Origin of the sequence: Rossellomorea aquimaris TF-12, from assembly GCF_001648555.1 — a bacterium.
Classification (GTDB): domain Bacteria; phylum Bacillota; class Bacilli; order Bacillales; family Bacillaceae_B; genus Rossellomorea; species Rossellomorea aquimaris.
On the sequence record NZ_LQXM01000028.1, the window covers coordinates 118,355 to 139,511 of the forward strand.

General features: G+C 38.4%; 24 protein-coding genes and 1 riboswitch. Of the genes, 1 reads left to right on the top strand and 23 read right to left on the bottom strand.

Translation table 11 applies throughout. The features are described 5' to 3' along the window. Window positions 1-51: 51 nt before the first annotated feature. From IQI_RS11970 to IQI_RS12030, 14 genes are all read right to left on the bottom strand, one after another. Entirely contained in the window at window positions 52-1,410 is a 1,359-nt protein-coding gene (locus IQI_RS11970; protein ID WP_064092879.1) for a bifunctional metallophosphatase/5'-nucleotidase, read from the bottom strand. Between the two features lie 23 nt (window positions 1,411-1,433). After that, the gene (locus tag IQI_RS11975; protein WP_064092880.1) at window positions 1,434-2,258 is read right to left on the bottom strand and encodes a sulfite exporter TauE/SafE family protein; all 825 of its coding nucleotides are present in this window, start codon (window positions 2,256-2,258) and stop codon (window positions 1,434-1,436) included. 24 nt (window positions 2,259-2,282) lie between these two features. After that, the gene (locus IQI_RS11980) at window positions 2,283-3,125 is read right to left on the bottom strand and encodes a DUF72 domain-containing protein (RefSeq protein ID WP_064092881.1); all 843 of its coding nucleotides are present in this window, start codon (window positions 3,123-3,125) and stop codon (window positions 2,283-2,285) included. A 390-nt stretch (window positions 3,126-3,515) separates the two neighbouring features. Then, complete coding sequence (sufB, locus tag IQI_RS11985; protein ID WP_064092882.1) at window positions 3,516-4,913, bottom strand: Fe-S cluster assembly protein SufB; 1,398 nt, start codon at window positions 4,911-4,913, stop codon at window positions 3,516-3,518. 38 nt (window positions 4,914-4,951) lie between these two features. After that, window positions 4,952-5,392 (bottom strand): Fe-S cluster assembly sulfur transfer protein SufU, encoded by a 441-nt coding sequence (sufU, locus tag IQI_RS11990; protein ID WP_064092883.1) that lies wholly within the window; start codon window positions 5,390-5,392, stop codon window positions 4,952-4,954. Further along, a complete protein-coding gene (locus IQI_RS11995) occupies window positions 5,382-6,611 on the bottom strand; it encodes a cysteine desulfurase (protein ID WP_064092884.1) in 1,230 nt (409 codons plus the stop codon). The genes sufU and IQI_RS11995 overlap by 11 nt, the downstream gene beginning before the upstream one ends. Then, a complete protein-coding gene (gene sufD / locus IQI_RS12000; RefSeq protein ID WP_064092885.1) occupies window positions 6,611-7,921 on the bottom strand; it encodes a Fe-S cluster assembly protein SufD in 1,311 nt (436 codons plus the stop codon). Before sufD ends, IQI_RS11995 begins: the two co-directional genes overlap by 1 nt. Before the next feature lie 17 nt (window positions 7,922-7,938). Further along, window positions 7,939-8,724, bottom strand: a complete 786-nt coding sequence (gene sufC, locus IQI_RS12005) for a Fe-S cluster assembly ATPase SufC (protein WP_064092886.1) — start codon at window positions 8,722-8,724, stop codon at window positions 7,939-7,941. A gap of 309 nt (window positions 8,725-9,033) precedes the next feature. Next, window positions 9,034-9,192: a hypothetical protein gene (locus IQI_RS20875; RefSeq protein WP_197489747.1), complete on the bottom strand. Its 159-nt coding sequence runs from the start codon at window positions 9,190-9,192 to the stop codon at window positions 9,034-9,036. Between the two features lie 319 nt (window positions 9,193-9,511). Further along, the gene (locus IQI_RS12010) at window positions 9,512-9,877 is read right to left on the bottom strand and encodes a carboxymuconolactone decarboxylase family protein (RefSeq protein WP_064092887.1); all 366 of its coding nucleotides are present in this window, start codon (window positions 9,875-9,877) and stop codon (window positions 9,512-9,514) included. Between the two features lie 128 nt (window positions 9,878-10,005). Next, window positions 10,006-10,827, bottom strand: coding sequence for a MetQ/NlpA family ABC transporter substrate-binding protein (locus IQI_RS12015; RefSeq protein WP_064092888.1), 822 nt, complete (start codon window positions 10,825-10,827; stop codon window positions 10,006-10,008). Window positions 10,828-10,842: 15 nt separating this feature from the next. Next, window positions 10,843-11,511, bottom strand: a complete 669-nt coding sequence (locus IQI_RS12020) for a methionine ABC transporter permease (RefSeq protein ID WP_064092889.1) — start codon at window positions 11,509-11,511, stop codon at window positions 10,843-10,845. Continuing rightward, window positions 11,508-12,530: a methionine ABC transporter ATP-binding protein gene (locus tag IQI_RS12025; RefSeq protein WP_064092890.1), complete on the bottom strand. Its 1,023-nt coding sequence runs from the start codon at window positions 12,528-12,530 to the stop codon at window positions 11,508-11,510. The genes IQI_RS12020 and IQI_RS12025 overlap by 4 nt, the downstream gene beginning before the upstream one ends. A gap of 150 nt (window positions 12,531-12,680) precedes the next feature. Beyond that, window positions 12,681-12,788, bottom strand: a riboswitch (SAM riboswitch). 108 nt (window positions 12,789-12,896) lie between these two features. Next, window positions 12,897-13,250, bottom strand: a complete 354-nt coding sequence (locus IQI_RS12030) for a hypothetical protein (RefSeq protein ID WP_064092891.1) — start codon at window positions 13,248-13,250, stop codon at window positions 12,897-12,899. A gap of 374 nt (window positions 13,251-13,624) precedes the next feature. Here IQI_RS12030 and IQI_RS12035 point away from each other — a divergent pair, with 374 nt between their 5' ends. Further along, window positions 13,625-14,200 (top strand): GNAT family N-acetyltransferase, encoded by a 576-nt coding sequence (locus IQI_RS12035; RefSeq protein ID WP_268874492.1) that lies wholly within the window; start codon window positions 13,625-13,627, stop codon window positions 14,198-14,200. A gap of 378 nt (window positions 14,201-14,578) precedes the next feature. On the opposite strand, the gene IQI_RS12040 is transcribed toward IQI_RS12035, so the two are convergent. The 9 genes from IQI_RS12040 to IQI_RS12080 all read right to left on the bottom strand — a co-directional run bounded on the left by IQI_RS12040 (window position 14,579) and on the right by IQI_RS12080 (window position 21,131). Then, window positions 14,579-14,893, bottom strand: coding sequence for a thioredoxin family protein (locus IQI_RS12040; RefSeq protein ID WP_064093175.1), 315 nt, complete (start codon window positions 14,891-14,893; stop codon window positions 14,579-14,581). A 5-nt stretch (window positions 14,894-14,898) separates the two neighbouring features. Beyond that, window positions 14,899-15,258 (bottom strand): toprim domain-containing protein, encoded by a 360-nt coding sequence (locus IQI_RS12045; RefSeq protein ID WP_408007430.1) that lies wholly within the window; start codon window positions 15,256-15,258, stop codon window positions 14,899-14,901. A gap of 153 nt (window positions 15,259-15,411) precedes the next feature. Beyond that, complete coding sequence (locus tag IQI_RS12050) at window positions 15,412-15,648, bottom strand: YusG family protein (RefSeq protein ID WP_064092894.1); 237 nt, start codon at window positions 15,646-15,648, stop codon at window positions 15,412-15,414. Between the two features lie 95 nt (window positions 15,649-15,743). Further along, window positions 15,744-16,127 carry a glycine cleavage system protein GcvH gene (gene gcvH, locus IQI_RS12055; RefSeq protein WP_064092895.1) on the bottom strand — a complete coding sequence of 128 codons (384 nt, stop codon included), beginning with the start codon at window positions 16,125-16,127 and terminating at the stop codon, window positions 15,744-15,746. 127 nt (window positions 16,128-16,254) lie between these two features. Next, entirely contained in the window at window positions 16,255-16,611 is a 357-nt protein-coding gene (locus IQI_RS12060; protein WP_064092896.1) for an arsenate reductase family protein, read from the bottom strand. 152 nt (window positions 16,612-16,763) lie between these two features. After that, window positions 16,764-17,066, bottom strand: coding sequence for an ArsR/SmtB family transcription factor (locus IQI_RS12065; RefSeq protein ID WP_064092897.1), 303 nt, complete (start codon window positions 17,064-17,066; stop codon window positions 16,764-16,766). A 32-nt stretch (window positions 17,067-17,098) separates the two neighbouring features. Beyond that, window positions 17,099-17,878 carry an SDR family NAD(P)-dependent oxidoreductase gene (locus IQI_RS12070; protein ID WP_064092898.1) on the bottom strand — a complete coding sequence of 260 codons (780 nt, stop codon included), beginning with the start codon at window positions 17,876-17,878 and terminating at the stop codon, window positions 17,099-17,101. 221 nt (window positions 17,879-18,099) lie between these two features. Further along, on the bottom strand, window positions 18,100-19,884 hold the full coding sequence (locus tag IQI_RS12075) for an acyl-CoA dehydrogenase family protein (protein WP_064092899.1): 1,785 nt from the start codon (window positions 19,882-19,884) through the stop codon (window positions 18,100-18,102). 68 nt (window positions 19,885-19,952) lie between these two features. Next, complete coding sequence (locus IQI_RS12080; protein WP_064092900.1) at window positions 19,953-21,131, bottom strand: acetyl-CoA C-acetyltransferase; 1,179 nt, start codon at window positions 21,129-21,131, stop codon at window positions 19,953-19,955. Between the last annotated feature and the right edge of the window lie 26 nt (window positions 21,132-21,157).

A 21,157-nucleotide genomic window follows, 5' to 3' on the forward strand; every position in this document is an offset into this window, starting at 1 on the left:
CGCTCCTCTCACCTCATATGTATGATAAGAGACAGGAAACGGTGAGCACATTTATTGGTTTAATTTCCACTCCAGGACATCTCTTAAAAATTCAGGCATAAAGTATTTCTTTTCTAATCGTTGGAGATCAGGAAAGAAATGTCCAAACGTAAACATGTCCGTTGTTGCAAGCTTATATATTTTCTTTGCATCAATGAGTTCACCGTTAATATAGATGGTCTGATTGGTATCTCCCATTTGTATGTTGGTATAGACAAACTGACCCATTACTTTCCCTCTGAAACCTAACCCTTTCACTTGAAGATGTGGCCAGTCTTCATTAAAGGTTTGCTTAATGATTTCTTTTAGTTCCGCCCCTGATAGCCTGATTAAACATGGATTAATCGGATGAGGCAGAATTCGGTGAAGGTCCTGTTTAGTAACAGGGCCGGAATTGAGCCCTTCTATCAGTAAGCCAGCATTCAAAAAGGCACAATCAGCACCACACCATTCTGCTAAGCCATCACTTAGAATTTTGGGAAGGGGGGAAGGTTTAAACCACTCTGCTTGAAGAGGCTCATTAAGAATTGTTACTTCCTGTTTTAACAACTCTTCTCCCTTTTTAAACCAGAGCAGATTTTCCTCTTCTTCATTTTTAACAACTGGCAGTTCATGATGCTCATACAATTGAGCTTTTTTTGAAATGACTTCTTTCTTTGTCACATCTATTTCTATCATCATATGACCAACATATTGACCAAATTTACCCCCAGCTCCAAGCAACACACCGTTTACTTTTTTTCCCTGGTGCAGAATATGATGGGTATGGGCTCCCAGAATGATATCTACTTCCGGAAATTCAGCAGCAATATTTTCATCATCTCTTATTCCGAGATGGGAAAGCAATATAAGCATATCCACCTTGGGATCAAGCTCTTTGACCAATTTTTTCAATTCATCGATTGGAGGTGTAATATTCCATCCTAGCGCACGATAAAAGGGATAAAAATACGCTGTTAAACCAATAACCCCAATAGTTGTCCCACCATTTGTTTCATAAATATGATAGGGCTTTACCCATTTTGGCGTTCGCGACGACTTATCCAGTAAATTCCCCACAAGGATATGAAAATCAGCATCTTCATATAGATCGTTTAAATCATCATAGTTTAACGTTATTCCTTCGTTATTTCCGATGGTGACTGCATCATAGCCTACTTCATTTAATAGCTCTATATTTTCTTTTCCAAGAGTCGCCTCACTTAAAGGATGCCAACGATCCACATGATCTCCAATATCAAATAAATACACTTGATCCCCTTCATCCTTGTGCCATTGTTTTCTCATTTTAAGAAAGTCCCGTATACGAGACCAGTTTTCCAAATGACTGTGAAGGTCGTTTGTATGATAGATATGAATGGTTTCTCTCATTATCCCTCACTCCTATCTGGAGGTTATCCTGTGATTCCTTGATAAATCAAGCGAATTCCTATCAATATTAAGATGATCCGTAATATATTCACTAACATGTTAGATTCGAGCTTCGTGTTTAAATAAGCTCCAAGCTTTGCACCAAACCATGCACCAGGAATAAGTGCCAGTGCATACAGCCACTTTACATTCCCAAATGCGACATGTGTACCAGAGCTTACTATAGCGGATAAAAAAATCATGAACATGGATGTGGCAACAGCAACATGTGGTGGGAAAAGAAAAATCAATATCATGGCGGGAACCATCAAGGAACCTCCACCAATCCCAAATAACCCCGATGTAAAACCAACAGCAAATGCTATGGCGACACCTAATAAAGGTGGGTATCCATATTGAAAGGTTTTCCCATTTGGGTCTTTAAACTCTCTTTGAAATGATGCATTTTTAAATTTTTCAATGGGTTTCAACTTATTTCGAACCATCAATACAATGGCAATCATGATCATAAAAATACCAAAATACAAATTAAAGCTCTCCATATTTAATCCTTTATTGATCCATGCCCCGAGAATAGAACCTGGTCCACTACCGGCAAAAAATATGAAACCACTTTTATAATCCACAGTCTTATACTTTAAATAGGCTAAGGTTGATGATAACCCTGTAAAAATCATGATAACCAACGATGTCCCCACTGCTGTCTGAGGGTTCATTCCTTCAATTAAGCTTGTATATGTACCAAAATAGATCAGTGCCGGAACAATGATTACGCCTCCTCCTAAACCTACAAGGGACCCAATTGCTCCGGCTAATAGTCCAATTGACAGAAGAACAATCCATTCCATCGGCCTTTCATCTCCTGTTCTACGTTAAAATAAATCTAGCTGCTTCGGTGCAAGACCATCATACTCTATACCTAGCAAATGAATCAGTTCTTTCGCATTATCGGCAGCATCTCCACCTGAGTTATTATTAAAGAGAATATAAAGATCTTTTGAAGACTCATGAAGCTCATGAATATGCGGTATCCATTCTTCAAGCTCCTTACGATTATATCGATAAAGGTAGCGAACTTCTCTCCAATCTTCTCCGTTCGGCTTATTCCACCCGTACACATTTCTACCATGAAATCGTATAAGGGTAGCGGCCTTATGAGTTGGTTCTAAAACTGTCGGTACAGAACCTTCACCTGCTTGAGGTTCATCGCAAATACTATGAATCCAACCTTCTTCCTTCATGAAAGCTAAGGTTTTCTCACGGAATTGTGGTCTAAACCAGCTTTGATGACGAAACTCTAAGGAAAGAGACAGACCCTTTAATTGCTCTTTACAATACCGAATATACTCCACATGCTCCTTCTTACAATCATACCAGGGAGGAAACTGAAGAAGAACCATACCGAGCTTTCCAGCTTCTAAATAGGGTTTCAAGGATTCCTTAAAAGCGTTGAACATTCCCTCCCTTGTTTCAAAAGGAATGTCTCCGCGTTGATGCCCTGTCATCCCTTGATAGGCTTTTACAATAAACTTAAAATCCTCTGGCGTTTCCTTCACCCATTTCTCTGCATTCCTTATGGGCTGTACGGCATAAAAGGTCGTATCGACTTCAACGACTGGAAAATGAGCACCATATTCTTTTAACTTATCCCTTGGGGAAACATTTTCATAAAGAGAATCATGGTCTCCCCAACCGGTCACTCCTATGTATATCATCCGCATTCACCTACTTTATTATGAACATGTCCATTTTATCATAAGAAAAATGGAAATTCTTAATGATTGGTTTCGGGTTGTTGCAGATTTTTCCAAAAGTAACACCTATTTTTGAATAGTTGATGATATAAGCCACTAGTTACTTAAAAGAAGGCTAATCGATCATTTCCCTACCATCTTGATAATAAAATTCCACGATTCCTTAAGTTGATAATATCTTGGATGGCACTGTATCAAATAATGCATTATTCATCAAAAATATTGACTTTCCATCCTTTCAACAAGAATATCAGGTGATTTTATCGTAAAATTCAAAAAATAACTCTTATTTTAGCTAAAATGAAAAAACTCCCTTGATGAAAACATCAAAGGAGTTTATCTATATTTCAATTATCCGATTGAACCTTCCATCTCGAACTTGATCAGACGGTTCATTTCAACTGCATATTCCATTGGAAGTTCTTTCGTGAATGGCTCAATGAAGCCCATTACGATCATTTCTGTTGCTTCTTCTTCTGAAATACCACGGCTCATAAGATAGAATAATTGTTCTTCAGATACTTTTGATACCTTCGCTTCGTGCTCTAACGAAATGTTATCGTTTAGAATTTCGTTATAAGGAATCGTATCAGAAGTCGATTGATTATCCATGATTAGCGTGTCACATTCGATGTTCGAACGCGCACCTTCTGCTTTACGGCCAAAGTGGACAATACCACGGTATGTCACTTTACCACCATGTTTAGATATGGATTTAGAAACAATCGTTGATGATGTATTTGGTGCTAAATGAATCATTTTAGCTCCTGCATCCTGGTGCTGACCTTTACCGGCTAATGCGATAGAAAGTGTCATTCCACGAGCACCTTCACCTTTAAGGATGACGGCTGGATACTTCATCGTTAGTTTTGAACCGATGTTTCCATCTACCCATTCCATTGTGGCATTTTCTTCACAAACCGCACGCTTCGTAACTAAGTTAAACACGTTGTTTGCCCAGTTTTGAATCGTTGTATAACGGCAGTATGCATCTTTTTTAATAATAATTTCTACAACTGCTGAGTGAAGAGAGTTCGTTGTGTAAACAGGTGCTGTACAACCCTCTACATAATGAACACTTGCGCCTTCATCAACAATAATCAATGTACGCTCAAATTGTCCCATATTCTCAGAGTTAATACGGAAGTACGCTTGAAGTGGCGTATCAACCTTTACTCCTTTAGGAACATAGATGAACGAACCACCAGACCAAACAGCTGAATTTAGTGCAGAGAACTTATTATCCGTTGGCGGGATCACTTTTGCCCAGTGCTCACGGAACAGTTCTTCGTTTTCTTTAAGAGCAGAGTCAGTATCTTTAAATACGATTCCAAGATTCTCAAGATCTTCCTGCATGTTGTGATAAACAACCTCAGATTCATACTGAGCTGAAACCCCAGCAAGATACTTTTGCTCTGCTTCTGGAATACCTAATTTATCAAATGTTTGTTTGATTTCTTCAGGTACTTCATCCCAGCTACGCTCTGACTTCTCTGAAGGCTTAACATAGTAAGTGATTTCATCAAAGTTCAGTTCTTGCATGTCTCCGCCCCATTGAGGCATAGACATATTATAAAAATGCTCAAGTGACTTCAAACGGAAATCAAGCATCCACTTAGGCTCATCCTTCATACGAGAAATTTCTTCTACAATTTCTCGTGTTAAACCACGTTTAGAACGGAAAATGGATACGTCTTTATCACTAAAACCGTATTTGTAATCTCCGATCTCTGGCATCTTCTTTGCCATGTTGATTCCTCCATTCTGTAATAGAGTGGAAAAAGAGCTTATTCTTGCTCTTCTTCTTGAACTCCTTTTTCCATCGCCTTCCATGCTAATGTTGCACATTTAATACGAGCTGGAAATTTAGCGACTCCTTGTAGTGCTTCTATATCTCCTAAATCCACATCATCATCATAATCATTCCCCTGCATCATATCAGAAAAGATTTTTGAAAGCTTTAATGCTTCTTCAATTTCTTTTCCTTTTACAATTTGGGTCATCATTGATGCAGAAGCCATTGAAATCGAGCAGCCTTCTCCATCAAATTTTGCATCCTGAACGATTCCATCCTCTACCTTTAAGGTGAGGTGGATACGGTCACCGCAAGTAGGGTTATTCATATCGACAGTAAAACTACCATCTTCAATAGACCCTTTATTGCGTGGATTTTTGTAATGATCCATAATGACTTGGCGGTATAACTGATCTAAATTATTAAAAGACATCGCTGAAAAACTCCTTTGTCTTCACTAAGCCCGCTACAAGCTTATCAATTTCTTCTTCGGTATTGTAAAGATAGAAGCTTGCACGTGCTGTTGATGATACATTCAACCATTTCATCAATGGTTGTGCACAATGGTGGCCAGCTCGAACGGCAATACCTTCAGCGTCTAAAACCGTCGCCACATCATGAGGATGAACGTCATCAATGTTAAAGGTGACTAGACCGGCACGTTTCGCTGGATCTTTCGGGCCGAAGATTTTCATACCTTCGACTTCGTTCATCTTATCCAATGCGTAAGCTGCAAGTTTATGCTCATGCTCTTCGATATTATGAAGTCCAACCTCTTCTAAGAAATCAATAGCTGCACCTAGTCCAATAGCGCCAGCAATAATTGGAGTACCACCTTCAAACTTCCACGGTAGTTCCTTCCAAGTAGATTCCTGTAAACCGACAAAGTCGATCATTTCTCCACCGAATTCTACCGGCTCCATTTTGTTCAGGTGTTTTTTCTTACCATATAAGACACCGATACCCGTTGGACCAACCATTTTATGACCAGAGAATGCAAAGAAATCACAGTCTAAGTCTTGTACGTCGATTTTCATATGAGGAGCAGCCTGAGCTCCGTCAACCACCATAACTGCACCGTTTTCATGAGCAATTTTTGTTATTTCTTTAATAGGGTTCATCGTACCCAGTACGTTTGAAATCATCATTATTGAAACAATCTTGGTTTGAGTTGAAACCGTCTCTTTAACATCCTCAATGGAAATCGTTCCATCCTCTTGAAGAGGAACATACTTTAAAGTAGCTCCTGTTTCCTTTGCTAATTGTTGCCACGGAATGATGTTACTATGGTGCTCCATGTGTGTGATGACTATTTCGTCACCTTCACTTAAGTTCGCACGTCCATAGCTTGCTGCTACTGTATTGATTGCCGTTGTTGTTCCACGAGTGAAAATAATCTCTTGAGTAGAAGCTGCATGGATGAAATTACGTACCTTTTCTCTTGCTCCTTCATACCCATCGGTTGCTCGCGTTCCAAGAGTATGAACACCACGGTGAACATTTGAGTTATATCCACGGTAGTAATCACTCATCGCTTCTATAACTGAAATAGGTTTTTGTGATGTTGCAGCACTATCAAGATAAACAAGTGGATGTCCGTTAACTTCCTGGTTGAGAATCGGAAATTGTTTACGAATCTCTTTTACATCCATTAGTTAACTTTCCTTTCGATTACCTCAACAAGCTGCTTCTTAACTCCTTCAATCGGTAATTGTTTTACCACTGGAGCTAAGAATCCGTGTATGACAAGACGTTCTGCCTCATGTTGTGGAATTCCACGGCTCATTAGATAGTAAAGCTGTAAAGGATCTACTCGTCCAACAGAAGCAGCATGCCCTGCCGTTACATCATCTTCGTCAATTAGAAGAATTGGGTTTGCATCTCCACGAGCTTTTTCACTAAGCATTAATACACGAGACTCCTGCTCTGCATTAGACTTTGACGCACCGTGTTCGATTTTACCAATACCGTTAAAGATAGATGATGCTTCATCTTTCATAACCCCGTGCTTCAAGATGTACCCTTCAGAGTTTTTACCGAAATGAACAACCTTTGTTGTGAAGTTTTGTTTCTGCTTTCCACGGCCAACTACAACGGTCTTTGTATCACCATAAGAGCCATCACCCATAAGGTTTGTTACATTTTCCGATACAGTATCTCCGTCATTCATTAAGCCTAACGCCCATTCGATACGAGCATCTCTATTAGCAATACCTCGACGGTTAACATAGGTAGTTAATCCACTCGCCAGGTTATCAACAGCACCATAAGCAACCTTGGCATTATTGTTTGCCACGACTTCCGTTACGATGTTGTAAACACCATTTTCTACATTTGTTGTAGAGATGTAGTTTTCAACATACGTTACTGACGTATTGTCTTCAGCCACTACTAATACGTGGTTAAACATTGCTACTTCAGCATTGTCATGTACATAGACAGCCTGAATTGGTTCTGATAATTCAACATTCTTCGGAACGTATAGGAAAACTCCTCCGTTCATCAAGGCTGCATGAAGAGCTGTTAGTTTATGCTCATCAGTTTTTACACCCTCTGTCATAAAGTACTTTTGAACAAGGTCACTATGTTCCTTCACTGCTGTAAAGATGTCCGTAAAAATAACACCATTTTCTTTTAATTCGTTAGAAAGAGAAAGAAAAGCAGGTGTGTTATTACGTTGAATATACAAGCTTTGGTCATTGCTTTCTAAATCAACCAATGCTTTTACTTCATCTGGCAGCTCACTCAATGATGAAAACGTATCACTTTCCACTGTATGCTTTTGGAACTGAGTAAAGTTCCAGTTTGTAATTTTCGTTTTATCTGCAACAGGAAGGCTAAGATCCTTTACTTTATCAAAGGCATCTGTACGAAGGCTCGTTAACCATTCGGGCTCTCCCAGTTGTTTTGAGTAGGAGCTGACATAGTCCTGATCTACTGGTAGTTTCGTTTCTACAGTCATTTTCATCCCCCTAACACTTACGCTTCTTGGCCGACAGTTTCGTCTTTAATTCCTAGTTCTTCTTTAATCCAATCATATCCTTCAGCTTCCAGGCGTTGAGCTAATTCCTTACCGCCAGACTTCACAATACGTCCTTGCATCATAACGTGTACGTGATCAGGAGTAATGTAGTTAAGAAGACGTTGGTAGTGAGTAATGATTAAGCAACCGAAATCTTCCCCACGCATTTTATTAATCCCTTTTGATACAACTTTAAGAGCATCGATATCCAGACCAGAATCAATTTCATCCAGGATAGCAATTTTCGGTTGCAGCATCATTAATTGAAGGATTTCGTTACGTTTCTTCTCTCCACCAGAGAATCCTTCATTTAGGTAACGTTGTGCCATGTCTGGATCCATTTCCAGGTATTCCATTTCTGAATCCATTTTACGGATGAATTTCATTAATGAAATTTCTTCGCCTTCTTCACGACGACTGTTGATTGCTGAACGTAAGAAGTCAGCATTCGTTACTCCGTTAATTTCGCTTGGATATTGCATTGCAAGAAATAGACCTACGCGTGCACGCTCATCTACTTCCATTTCAAGAACATCTTCACCGTCAAAGTGAATACTTCCCTTTGTCACTTCATACTTAGGATGACCCATAATAGCAGAAGATAAAGTTGATTTACCTGTACCATTTGGTCCCATTACTGCGTGGATTTCTCCACCTTTAATTTCAAGGTTAACCCCTTTTAGGATTTCCTTTCCTTCAATCTCAACATGAAGATCTTTGATTGTTAATGTAGAACCTGCCATGTGTATTTACCTCCGTGACTTTATAATGAATTTAAGAATTAAATTCTTTAATCATTCTCAATTTATTCTCATTACAATCTTATAACAAATAAAAGGTATTATCAACTTTTTCAACTATGATGATAGTGTTAACCTAACCTTTAAAAACAATAAGCTGATGACTTTTTCAGATAAGGCCTTCGTGATGGATTCAACCTTCAATTAGGTTGTCCATTTCTCGTTCCTTTTACAAAATCAACATGGTTTATTCACCACGAAAAAAGACCAGTGCATGATCAAATCATCACTGGTCTTCCTTATTTCTTCCTATTATATATTAACATGTACTTTACGTTCAAGGTCAGCAATCATTCTTCTACTTTCCCTATAGTCCTGCTCTCTCTTCTTCTCTACTTGCATTCTCACATCATGCTTTCGTTTGTACACCTCATATCCAACACCATGGGCTCCATGCATTGCTTTTTCCATTTCACTTGTGTACGAGATACTCTCAAGAGAGTCGATAATGAATCATTCCTTTCAATTTTCATATTCATAACTATACTACCCCCTCAACCTGAAAACAAAACCTGTATTTCCTCATATATTCTGAAAATTCACCTTTAGAAGAAGTACAGAGGGCTACCCTTAAGTTTTCACAAAATTCCGCCATTATACTAGCAAATAATAGATAGGTTCATTTATTCGACAGGGAAAGTGTGTTAATACAGGTTTTTCAGTTAGAAATACAATCTTGGACCCCCTTCGTATACACACAAAAAAAGAAGAGGTTTCCCCCTTCCCATAACTATTGTTTAAATTGATTCAGATCCTGGATGGATTGCTGCACAAGGGTAACAGCCTGACTCATGGCAGCTCCTCCACCGAAGGCAGCTGTAACTCCAACCGCTTCAAGAATTTCCTCTTCAGTGCATCCTTGATCTATGCATCCTTTGGTATGGTAAATAATACAGTATTCATCTTGAGAATATAAGCTGATTCCAAGAGCTATCAATTGTTTTTCCTTTTTTGTCAGAACACCTTCTCTAAAACAGTGCTCTGTAAACGTACTATAATGATGGGCTAGCTCAGGCATTTTCTCAGTAAATATTCCCAACCCCATTTTATAATCATGAAGAGCAGCTTCAGTGGTATTTCTTGGTTCCATCTGCATAACATTTCAGCTCCATTTCCAAAAAGATTTATCGAAGATAGTATGAGCTATTGATGAATTGATTATGTTAAGTTAAGCAAAAAAACCGACTCCACAACTTATGTGAAATCGGTTTTAACTCTTTTATGTTATTCAGAGACAGGAACAACCGCTCCGTCCCATTCTTCAGAGATAAAATCTTGAATCTCCTTTGAACGAAGGGCTTCCACTAGTGCCTTTACTTCTTCTTTGTTTTCGTCTCCCTTATTTACAGCAATCACGTTTACATATGGAGAATTTTTATCTTCAATCGCAATGGAATCCTTTAATGGATTTAATCCTGAATCGATTGCATAGTTAGAGTTAATTAGTACTGCATCTCCTTCTCCATTTTCATATAATTGAGGTAACAGAGCTGCTTCATACTCATAATCAAATTGAAGCTTCTTTGGATTTTTGGCAATATCATCTAAGGTTGCCTTTGTTTTATCCACGCCTTCATTTAACGTAATCAAACCTTTTTCTTCAAGGAGGGTCAAGATTCGTCCATGATCAGCAACTGAATTACTCATAAGGATGGTCGCACCCTCTGGAAGTTCTTCAAGGGACTTATACTTTTGAGAGTATACACCGATTGGTTCAATATGAATACCACCTGCATTTTCAAAATCATATCCGTGTTCTTCCTTTTGAGCCTCTAAATAAGGGATGTGTTGGAAATAGTTAGCATCTAAATCTCCATTATCTAAATCCTTATTTGGTAAAATATAATCCTGATACGTTTCGATTTTTAGTTCAATGCCTTTTTCTTCTAAAATTGGTTTTACTTTTTCTAAAATTTCTGCATGAGGCACATTAGAAGCTCCAACTACTAATTCCTTTGACTCATCACCGCTTGACTTATCACTTCCACATGCTGCTAATCCAAAAATACTTGTTGCTGCTATAACTCCGGCTATCCATTTTTTCATTTTCACTCTCTCCTTTTATCGTTTATCTAATTTATTTGTAAAGTAATCGCCGATAAATTGAATGGCAAATACAATAATTAATATCATAATCGTTGCTGCTAACGTGACGTCTTCGCGGCTGCGTTGAAAACCATCCAGGTAGGCTAGATTTCCAAGCCCTCCGGCACCAATTACTCCTGCCATAGCTGTGTACCCTACTAAAGCAATGGCTGTTACCGTTATACCTGAAATTAATGCTGGCATTGATTCGGGTATAAGCACCTTCCAAATAATCGTACTTGTTTTAGCACCCATTGCTTTAGCTGCTTCAATAACTCCTTTGTTCACTTCTCTTAATGCGATTTCCACCATTCTCGCGTAAAAGGGTGCTGCTCCAATAATGAGTGCAGGCAACGCTGCATTTGCACCACGAATCGTATCAAGTAATAGTTTGGTGAATGGAATCAATAAGACAATCAATATGATAAATGGTATTGATCGGAAGATATTAACGACTGAGCTTGTAACGGAATAAGTTAGTTTGTTTTCCCATAAATTTTCTTTTGAGGTTAAAAACAATAAGATCCCAAGGAAAATTCCTAAAACAAACGTTATCCCAACAGACATCCCTGTCATATAAAGAGTTTCAGTAGTTGCCTCCCACATTTTTTCCCAATCAACATTTGGGAACAATGTCTCTATCATTGGTCAATCACCTCCACTTTCACCAATTGACCTTCAGCAAATTTCACGGCTTCGTTAATCGTATCTTCATTCCCATCTAAGTGCACAAAGAGGGTTCCGTAAGCACCTTTTTGGGTTTGGGAGATTTGTCCCTGTAATATGTTAACTTCTAGATCAAAATTTCGTATTAGGGACGTAATTAATGGCTGACCTGTTGATTCACCAACAAAGGTAAACTTGAGTACTCTCCCAGTTGGGTACTGGGTAGCTAACTGGGAAATGGATTCTTCTGAATCTGGAGCTTTGGAAACTTCCTTGACGAACCTCTTCGTTACTTGTTCTTGAGGGTTTCGGAATACTTCAAGAACATCTCCTATCTCCACCACCTTACCCAGCTCCATCACAGCGACACGATGACAGATTTTTTGAATCACATGCATTTCATGGGTGATAAGAACGATGGTCAACCCTAAACGTTTATTAATATCCACTAACAAATCTAATATGGAATCCGTGGTTTGAGGGTCAAGTGCTGAAGTTGCTTCATCACAAAGAAGAACCTTCGGATCATTCGCCAACGCCCTCGCTATTCCTACTCGCTGCTTTTGACCACCGCTTAACTGAGATGGATAAGCATCTCCCCTACCTTGAAGTCCCACAAGTTCAAGTAAATCATTAGCTTTCTGAACTCTATTTCTTTTTGATACACCTGCTATTTCTAAAGGGAACTGAATATTTTCCAGTACGGTTCGAGACCATAGAAGGTTGAAATGTTGAAAAATCATTCCAATACTTTGTCTTGCTTCCCGTAGCTTTTGACCCTTTATTTTTGAAACAAGCTGATTGTTTACGTTCACTGTTCCTTCCGTTGGAACCTCAAGTCCATTAAGCATTCTGATCAGTGTACTTTTACCTGCTCCACTGTAGCCAATCACTCCAAATATTTCGCCGTCTTGAATGTTCAGGTTTACACCATCAACAGCGGGAATTGTTCCTGATTTGGTTTGGAATATCTTTTTTGCATCTGAAATTGCTATCATGCTGGTCACCTTCTTCCTAAGTAAAACTACCTGTTTAATCAGAATTAAATGTATGCAAACCATCGCTCCCCTGTTTAGGGAAGTCATTGAATCTACTAAAAAATGCCTTCCTGCGATAAGCAGAAAGGCATAATTATACAATTATCCTTTCTCTCATCTATCAAAGCGATTCGCTTTGAGTGAATTGGCACCATTTCAATTTGCATTGACGGTTGCCGGGCTTCATAGGGCACGTCCCTCCACCTCTCTTAATAAGAGTAAAGTATCTATTATTTATTTTTAGTTTATTTAAAGACTCAGAAAATTTGCTACAAATGAGATTCTATCACCGTTTAAAGAGGGTGTCAATTACTTTTAGAATAATTTTTAAACTTCAATTAGTTCTTCCTTTTCCGACCTCGTTAACCAAAGTAATGACTCCCCAAACAGCAAGGGTCGATAGCCTCCTGTTACCTCAAGTAACCCATCATCAACCATTTGAGAAAGACGCTCTTGACCACTGAAGAGACGAGTAAGAATCTCTTCTTCACCTTGAATAACAAGTTGAGATTGTAAAGGATCTATTTCGTCGATTACTTCACATTTATTTTTGGATACAGATATCCCAAATATATTCTCTCCACACGTTATTTGTAAAATAAATGGATTGTCCGGAAACAACAAATGCAAGTGATATCGCTCATGACATTCCTTTACTACACACTCTAAATAATGTCTCATAAATACCCTCCAGTGAAATGTATATACTTACTAATTCCACTTATGGATACTTATTCCTTTTATTCATTATCGACATGTTTTTTTATGGTCAGGTTTTTCTTGTCGAAGCTTTTCTATTTTTAGAAAAAGCAACCATAATTCGAGTTTGTTTCGTTTCATTTCCCAAGAAATATGTCTTCTATTGTTGATAAAATAGGGCTATTATTAGGATCTTTTTGTAAAGTTTGTTGCTATTAAAAGTAAAATTAGAAAAGGAGAAAATTTATCCTTTGTAGAATAGTTTTTATAAAGAATATTCAACTGACGTTATAGTTGAAAGGGATTGTCAAAATTTTAATGTAGGTGATTATATGATTAATTTTAAAGGGACACCAATGATTGAAACAAAAAGGCTTATTTTAAGGAGAATGGACATGAAGGATGTTAAAAGAATGTTTGACTACATATTCTCCGATAATCGAGTGATGGATAATTTAATCAAAGGACCACATAAATCGATTTCTGAAACAGTCAATCGACTGACTGAAATTACAAATCAATATGAGTGCGAGAAGTTTTGTTATTGGGGGATAGTCCTAAAGGAAAGTGGTGATTTAATTGGTGCGATTGACCTTTATAATATCAATGAAGACACAGAAAATTGTGAGGTTGGATACGACATTGGCTTTAATTGGTGGAATCGGGGTTACGGAACAGAAGCTTTACAGGCAATTGTTGAATTTGCATTTCGTTCTATGAACATTCATAAGATATCGGCAACACATGGGATGGATAACCCTGCTTCGGGGAAAATAATGTTAAAGGTAGGAATGAAGCAAGAAGGCATCATACGGGACATGATTCGTAAAAATAACCAATACAAGGATTGTGGAATCTATGGCATTCTCCAACATGAGTATTTGGAATTGAATTTAAATCAACAATCATCAATATTAAATGAACTAAATTAAACATCTTCCCTCGTTAGTTTCAGAATTAATAGCAACTTAATTACCAATTTTTCAAGGAACCTTTTGAAAGTCATATTAGCACACCTGGAATTTTCTTATTTTGTTGTCGAGTATTTTAATTTTGAGTATCCTCGGATGCGACAGTGGGGTCTCACTCACCATTTGGCTTTGTACAACTTTAAAAAAGCAATCCATGATTTAGATGTTTGAATTTCCCCTCCAGAAACTTGCTTTCAAAGTGAGAAAGTACGGACGTGCCAAGAACCAGAAACAATGCAAAAAGGACGGCCGAATGCTAGCTGCAAGCTGAGACCTATCTTTGCAAAATGAGACAATAAAAAAGACCTTTTAAAGGTCTCTTAAAGGTAAAGCATTCATTTAATCAGAACTTATCTTATTCATGTTTTCATATAAAAATGGAACGGATTGAAAAGCATAAATTCTTTCCATTTCAATTCCATCTCTATATAAAATGAGACAAGGAACACTTTCAATTGATTGCTCTGAAGCAAATTCAGGTAAGTAATTCAAATTGGCTTTCATAAAATGAAAAGCCTGGGGTAGCTTTTCTACAACGTCCAACATTTTACTGGCTACCTGACAGGTACCACACATAGGAGTATATAGGTAAACGGCTTGAAAAGTATGGGCTTGAATCGATTGTTTCACTGAATCTGTACTACTTACCTCAATCAAAATTAAATCATCCTTCTTCCAAGAAATTCTTTATGCACATCAATATTGGCACCAATTAATACCGATGCAAGATGATACTCGGGAGCTGCCGCTACTTCCTTGTACATGCGGTCTATATACAAATGCTCCGCCTCTGGAAACTCCCTTTTAAACTGCTTCCGTAATTTTTCGCCCGCATCATCTGCGTCCACTAGTATATAAACATCTCTTTCCAATAATGCATCAATTAGTTCGTCCATTTTTGTAATACTAATGGTACCGTTTGTACAGATGATCTCAATTGGTTCTTTAATGATATCTTTTACTTTTCTTTTATCACTTGTTCCCTCAACAATGATTACCTTTTCATCACTAAAATCCATCATAATCATCACCTTATCTTTCAAAATAAGATTAGGATAGTATATTCAAATAATAAGAAAAGATGTCCACATTTCTTATTTTTATTTTCTCATTTTTGCGATAAAATGCAAACAAAAGGTGCCAGACCCCTGTTTAGGAGCCTGACACCATATTCAACACCAGCCACCTTCGTCACAATCAGTGTAGCGCGCCTCTGGTTGTTCTGTGCTTGTGTAGCTTTGAAAAATTTTATTTTCTTTTGCTTCGAAGTTCGGCTCCATTGTGACCCCCTCTAATGGGACAGACATTTTACCGATTGGCTGATTATCCAAAAATAATTCTAATTCGCCGTTTTTCAATTTTCCTGTAACACGTTCGGTTACGTCCAATTTTTTTGGTTGTAGCACCATTGATTATTTCATCCTTTCTGTACAGCATTTAAGAATATGGTGCCCAAAAATAAAAACAAAACACCTTGAGAATTCTCAAGGTGTTTTTGAAGAAATTATCCTTCATTAATCATTTCATCATACTGTTCAGCTGTCATAAGCTTGTCTACTTCACCAGCGTCTGAAGGCTCAACTACAACCATCCATGCTTTTTCGTAAGGTGATTCATTAACAAATTCAGGGCTATCAGCTAGCTCTTCATTTACTTCAACCACTTTACCTGAAACAGGAGCATATAGTTCTGAAACGGTCTTAACAGATTCAACACTACCGAATGGCTCGTCAGCTTTAATTTCGTCACCAACTTCTGGTAACTCAACAAATACGATGTCGCCAAGTTCAGATTGTGCAAAAGATGTAATTCCTACTCGTACTTTTTCCCCTTCAACTTTGACCCACTCATGTTCTTCTGAATATCGAAGTTCTTTCGGTGTACTCATTTCAATCCCTCCAAATGCTAGTTATACAACCTAATATTGACACACTTTTAAATAAAAAAGCAAGGAAACTTAGCCCTTCACATGAAAGTTTTTCATGGGGTTGATCCCACTATCACTGTTTAACAATTTATTTCCACGTTTCTTCAAAGGTGTCCTCTTTAAATCCTACTGTCACCTTTTCTCCGTCTGTTGTGATTGGACGTTTAATGAGCATTCCATCAGTTGAAAGAATCTCTAACAATTCATCTTCAGATGAAGAATTAACTTTATCTTTTAAGCCCAACTCACGATATTTCTTCCCGCTTGTATTAAAAAACTTTTTAAGTGGCAGTCCACTCGTTTCGTACAAGCTTTTTAACTCCTCCTTTGTTGGAGGGTTTTCAACAATATGTATTTCATTAAAAGATTTCCCTTGGTTTTCAAGCCATTTTTTTGCTTTTTGGCAAGTACCGCATTTGGGATAAGAGTAAAAAGACAATGTCATGATTACACCACCTTTCACAGTAAAAATTTGCAGCAAAGACTAAAGAACAAATCTTTAGTCTACTTCCATGTATAGCTGCAATGATCTTTTAAATTAATCCGAATCTATTTCATACATTCGACAAATTTCTATTATATCCTTTTTTCTTTCTACTACTCACAGTGCTTTTCAACAGTATCAACCAATTCTTTCAGAAGGACTGTTGCATTTTCTATTTCCAATGAGTAGAAACGCTGTGTCCCTTTTTGCTCTAGTGATACCAGTTTTTGGTCTCGCAGTATTTTCAAATGATGAGAAACGGCAGGACGTGATAACGTTAAATTCTCAGTTATTTGATTGACAGTAAGAGGTTGTTCTTCGGCAAGAAGTAAAATAATATCCTGACGATAAGGATCACTTAGCGCTTGAAATAATGGTATACAAGCACGAAATGTATCAATTGCTTTTTGACCCATAGCTTTCTCCCTTCAAACTCATTCACATTCTATTATATCCGTTCTTGTACTTTACGGACAATATTTGTCACCATTTTACGTGGAATAAATCGAATTGTTTTGGTTAACACTCTGTTTTTAAAACCTGGGATAATCACTGTTTTATTCTTGGTCATCATATCACTGTATCCCGCTTCTACAACCTCTTCTACACTCATCACACCGGACTGAAACAGTTTTGAGGATTCTAGTTCAGCCACGTTGCTAAAGCCTGTTTGAGTAGCACCTGGACATAAGGCCATCACTTTTACTCCATGTGGTTCCCACTCATTAGCCAACGCCTCAGAAAATGATAGCACATATGCTTTTGTTGCATAGTAGACAGCCATCAATGGACCTGGTTGAAAAGCTGCAGTGGAAGCGACATTTAAAATTTTCCCTTGTTTTCTTCTCACCATATCTTTCCCAAAATATTTACTTAGTTCTGTCAATGCTGTGATATTCACTTGAATCATGTCTAATTCTTTCGATACATCCGTTTGTTCAAACTCTCCAAACAAACCAAATCCAGCATTGTTAATGAGTAAATCTACTTGTAAGCCTTGAGTCGTTACTTCATCGTATAACCTTTTTGAGGCTTCTGGCTTTGATAAATCTGACAATACGACAATGGCTTTCACCCCATATTGACTTTCTAACTCACCTGCCAATGAACGAAGCTTTTCTTCACTTCTAGCAACGAGAATGACATCATGGCCTGATTCCGCAAATTTGTGGCTGAAATGTAAGCCGATCCCGCTTGAAGCTCCTGTAATTAATACTGTCTTGTTCATATATTAAAAACCACCTTATCTTTAACGTTTAAACACTTAAACGTTTAAGTGTTTAAACGTATAGTAATTCATTTAGAAATTGTTGTCAACAAAGGGCGGTTAAAAACAGGCTGGATTCGTACAGATTGTTAACATTGAAATTATTGAGAATGACCTTTTATTGGATCTTCCCATCAAAAAAGGGACGGACCTCCAAAATGGAGGTCCGTCCCTCAAATCGATTATACTGTATACTTTTCTGCTTCGATTAGTTTTTCTGATGCTGCACGTTTTGTTGCGATTACGTTGATTGGTGTGTGGCGAGTGAATTTACGAAGTGCTGAAAGCATCATTCGCAGTGAGTCACCTGTTTCAGTTCCAACAAGGGTTTCTTTCGCGTGCTGTTCGATTTCGTTAAATGCTTCTTGACAGAAGATTTGAGTGTAAAGAAGTTTTTGTTGAGCTTTCTCTACTCCTACTTTGTCAATCGCTTTTTCTGTTCTAAGAACTACAGATTCCATAGCGTATGCGTTTGAAACGATGTCTGCAATGTTCACTAGAATTTCTTGCTCTTTTTCTAATGCTTTACCGAACTTTTGAGCAGCTAATCCAGCCAGCATTAAACCAATTTTCTTAGCATTTTTCACAAGGTATTTTTCTTGAGCTAACGGCTCATCGCCAACTTCTTCAGGCATTAGCATCATTAATTCTTCTTGAAGAGCTTGTGCTTTTTGAAGTAATGGCAGCTCACCCTTCATTGCCTTACGAAGATACGTTCCTGGTACAAGAAGGCGGTTGATTTCATTTGTTCCTTCGAAGATACGGTTAATACGTGAGTCACGGTACATTCTTTCAATTTCGTATTCTTGCATGAATCCGTATCCACCGTGAAGCTGAACACCTTCATCTACTACATAATCTAATACTTCAGTTGCGAAGAATTTGTTTAATGAACACTCAATTGCATATTCAGCAATGGATTTCGCTACTTCAGTACCATTTTTAACTTCTTCGTCCGTTAATTGACTCATACGATCCTCGAATAGACCAACTGTACGATAAACGGAGCTTTCAGCTGCATATAATTTAGAAGCCATCGTAGCCAGCTTTTCTTTCGTTAAGTTGAAAGAAGAAATTGGTGTTTTGAATTGTTGACGTTGGTTTGTATACTGAACCGTCACCTCGAAAGCACGTTTACTTGCTCCAACAGCACCTACTCCTAATTTGTAACGACCAATATTCAGAATGTTAAAGGCGATGATGTGACCTTTTCCTGATTGACCAAGAAGGTTTTCAACAGGAATTTCAGCATCTTCTAAAATCAATGTTCTTGTAGATGAACTCTTAATACCCATTTTCTTTTCTTCAGGGCCAGTAGAAACGCCAGGGAATTCTTTTTCAACGATAAACGCTGAGAAGTGCTCTCCATCAATCTTTGCATATACGACAAAGACATCAGCGAAGGCAGAGTTCGTGATCCATTGCTTTTCACCGTTTAAAATATAGTGAGTTCCAGCTTCATTTAATTTTGCAGTCGCTTTTGCACCAAGAGCATCAGATCCTGAACCTGGCTCAGTTAGAGCGTAAGCAGCAAGCTTTTCACCCGTTGCTAGAGCAGGAAGGTATTTTTGCTTTTGATCTTCATTACCAAATAACACAATCGGAAGAGATCCGATTCCAACGTGAGCACCATGAGAGATAGAGAATCCACCTGCACGAGACATTTTTTCAGCAATAAGGGCTGAGCTCACTTTGTCTAAACCAAGACCGCCGTACTCTTCAGGAACATCTGCTCCCAGTAAGCCAAGCTCCCCTGCTTCTTTCAAAAGACGTACTGAATGATCAAACTCATGGTTTTCAAGATTATCGATCACTGGAACAACTTCGTTTAGTACATAGTCTTCTGTTGTTTTAGCAATCATTTTTTGCTCATCAGAGTATTCTTCCGGTGTGAAAACTTGCTCAAAGCTTACATCTTCAATTAAAAAACTTCCACCCTTAATCAATTTTTCTATTTGATTCGCCATTTTCGAATCCCCCTAATAATTATATTGAAGGAGAAGGGGAGCCTCTTTGTAGAGGTCCGTCCCTCCTATTAACCTATTAATTCAAAGACGCCTGCTGCTCCCATTCCGCCGCCGATACACATGGTGACGATACCGAATTGCTGGTTTTTGCGTTTCATTTCGTGAATGAGGGACAGGGTTAGTTTCGCTCCTGTACAGCCTAATGGATGACCAAGTGCAATGGCTCCACCGTTTACGTTCACTTTTTCTTCGTCTAAGCCTAATTGGCGAATGACTTGTATAGATTGAGAAGCGAATGCTTCATTCAGTTCAAATAAACCGATATCAGAAAGCTCAAGTCCAGCCATCTTTAATGCACGTGGAATCGCTTCTACTGGACCGATTCCCATAATTTCCGGTGGAACTCCTGCTACGGCAAAACTTCTGAATTTCGCCATTGGTTGAAGTCCTAATGAACCAGCCTTTTCTCGATCCATGACCATAACTGCTGCCGCTCCATCACTTGTTTGTGAGGAGTTCCCTGCTGTTACTGAACCTTTCACATTAAAGGCAGGTCGTAGTTTGGCAAGTACCTGTGAGCTTGTTTCAGCACGTACCCCTTCATCCTTAGAAAATTGGAATGATTTTTCGATAAGTTTGTTTTCTCCATTCACTGTGCGTTGAAGAACGTCCACTGGTACGATTTCATCATCAAATTTTCCTTCTGCAATCGCTTTTGCCGCTTTTTGGTGACTTCTCACTGCGAAAGCATCTTGTTCTTCACGGGATACGCCGAATTTTTTAGCAACTTCTTCAGCCGTATGTCCCATACTCATATAGTATTGTGGCGCAGTTTCAGCTAGTTTTGCATTTGGACGAACAACATGGCCCATCATTGGAACTAGACTCATAGATTCTGCTCCACCAGCAATCGCCGTATCCGAGTGGCCAAGCATAATCTTTTCAGCCGCATAGGCAATGGATTGTAATCCTGAAGAACAATAACGATTGATTGTAATAGCAGGGACAGAATCTGGTAACCCTGCAAGGCCACCAATATTTCTAGCCATATTTAAGCCTTGTTCTGCTTCTGGCATGGCACAACCGATAATCAAATCATCTATATTTCCTTCGTAGTTTCCTGCACGCTTAAGGGTTTCTTTTACTACAAGAGCTCCCAGATCATCTGGTCGTACATGAGCCAGTGATCCTTTTCTTGATTTTCCAACTGGTGTTCTTGCACCAGCAACAATAACTGCTTCACGCATGAGGCTCCCCCACTTTCCTAAATGTA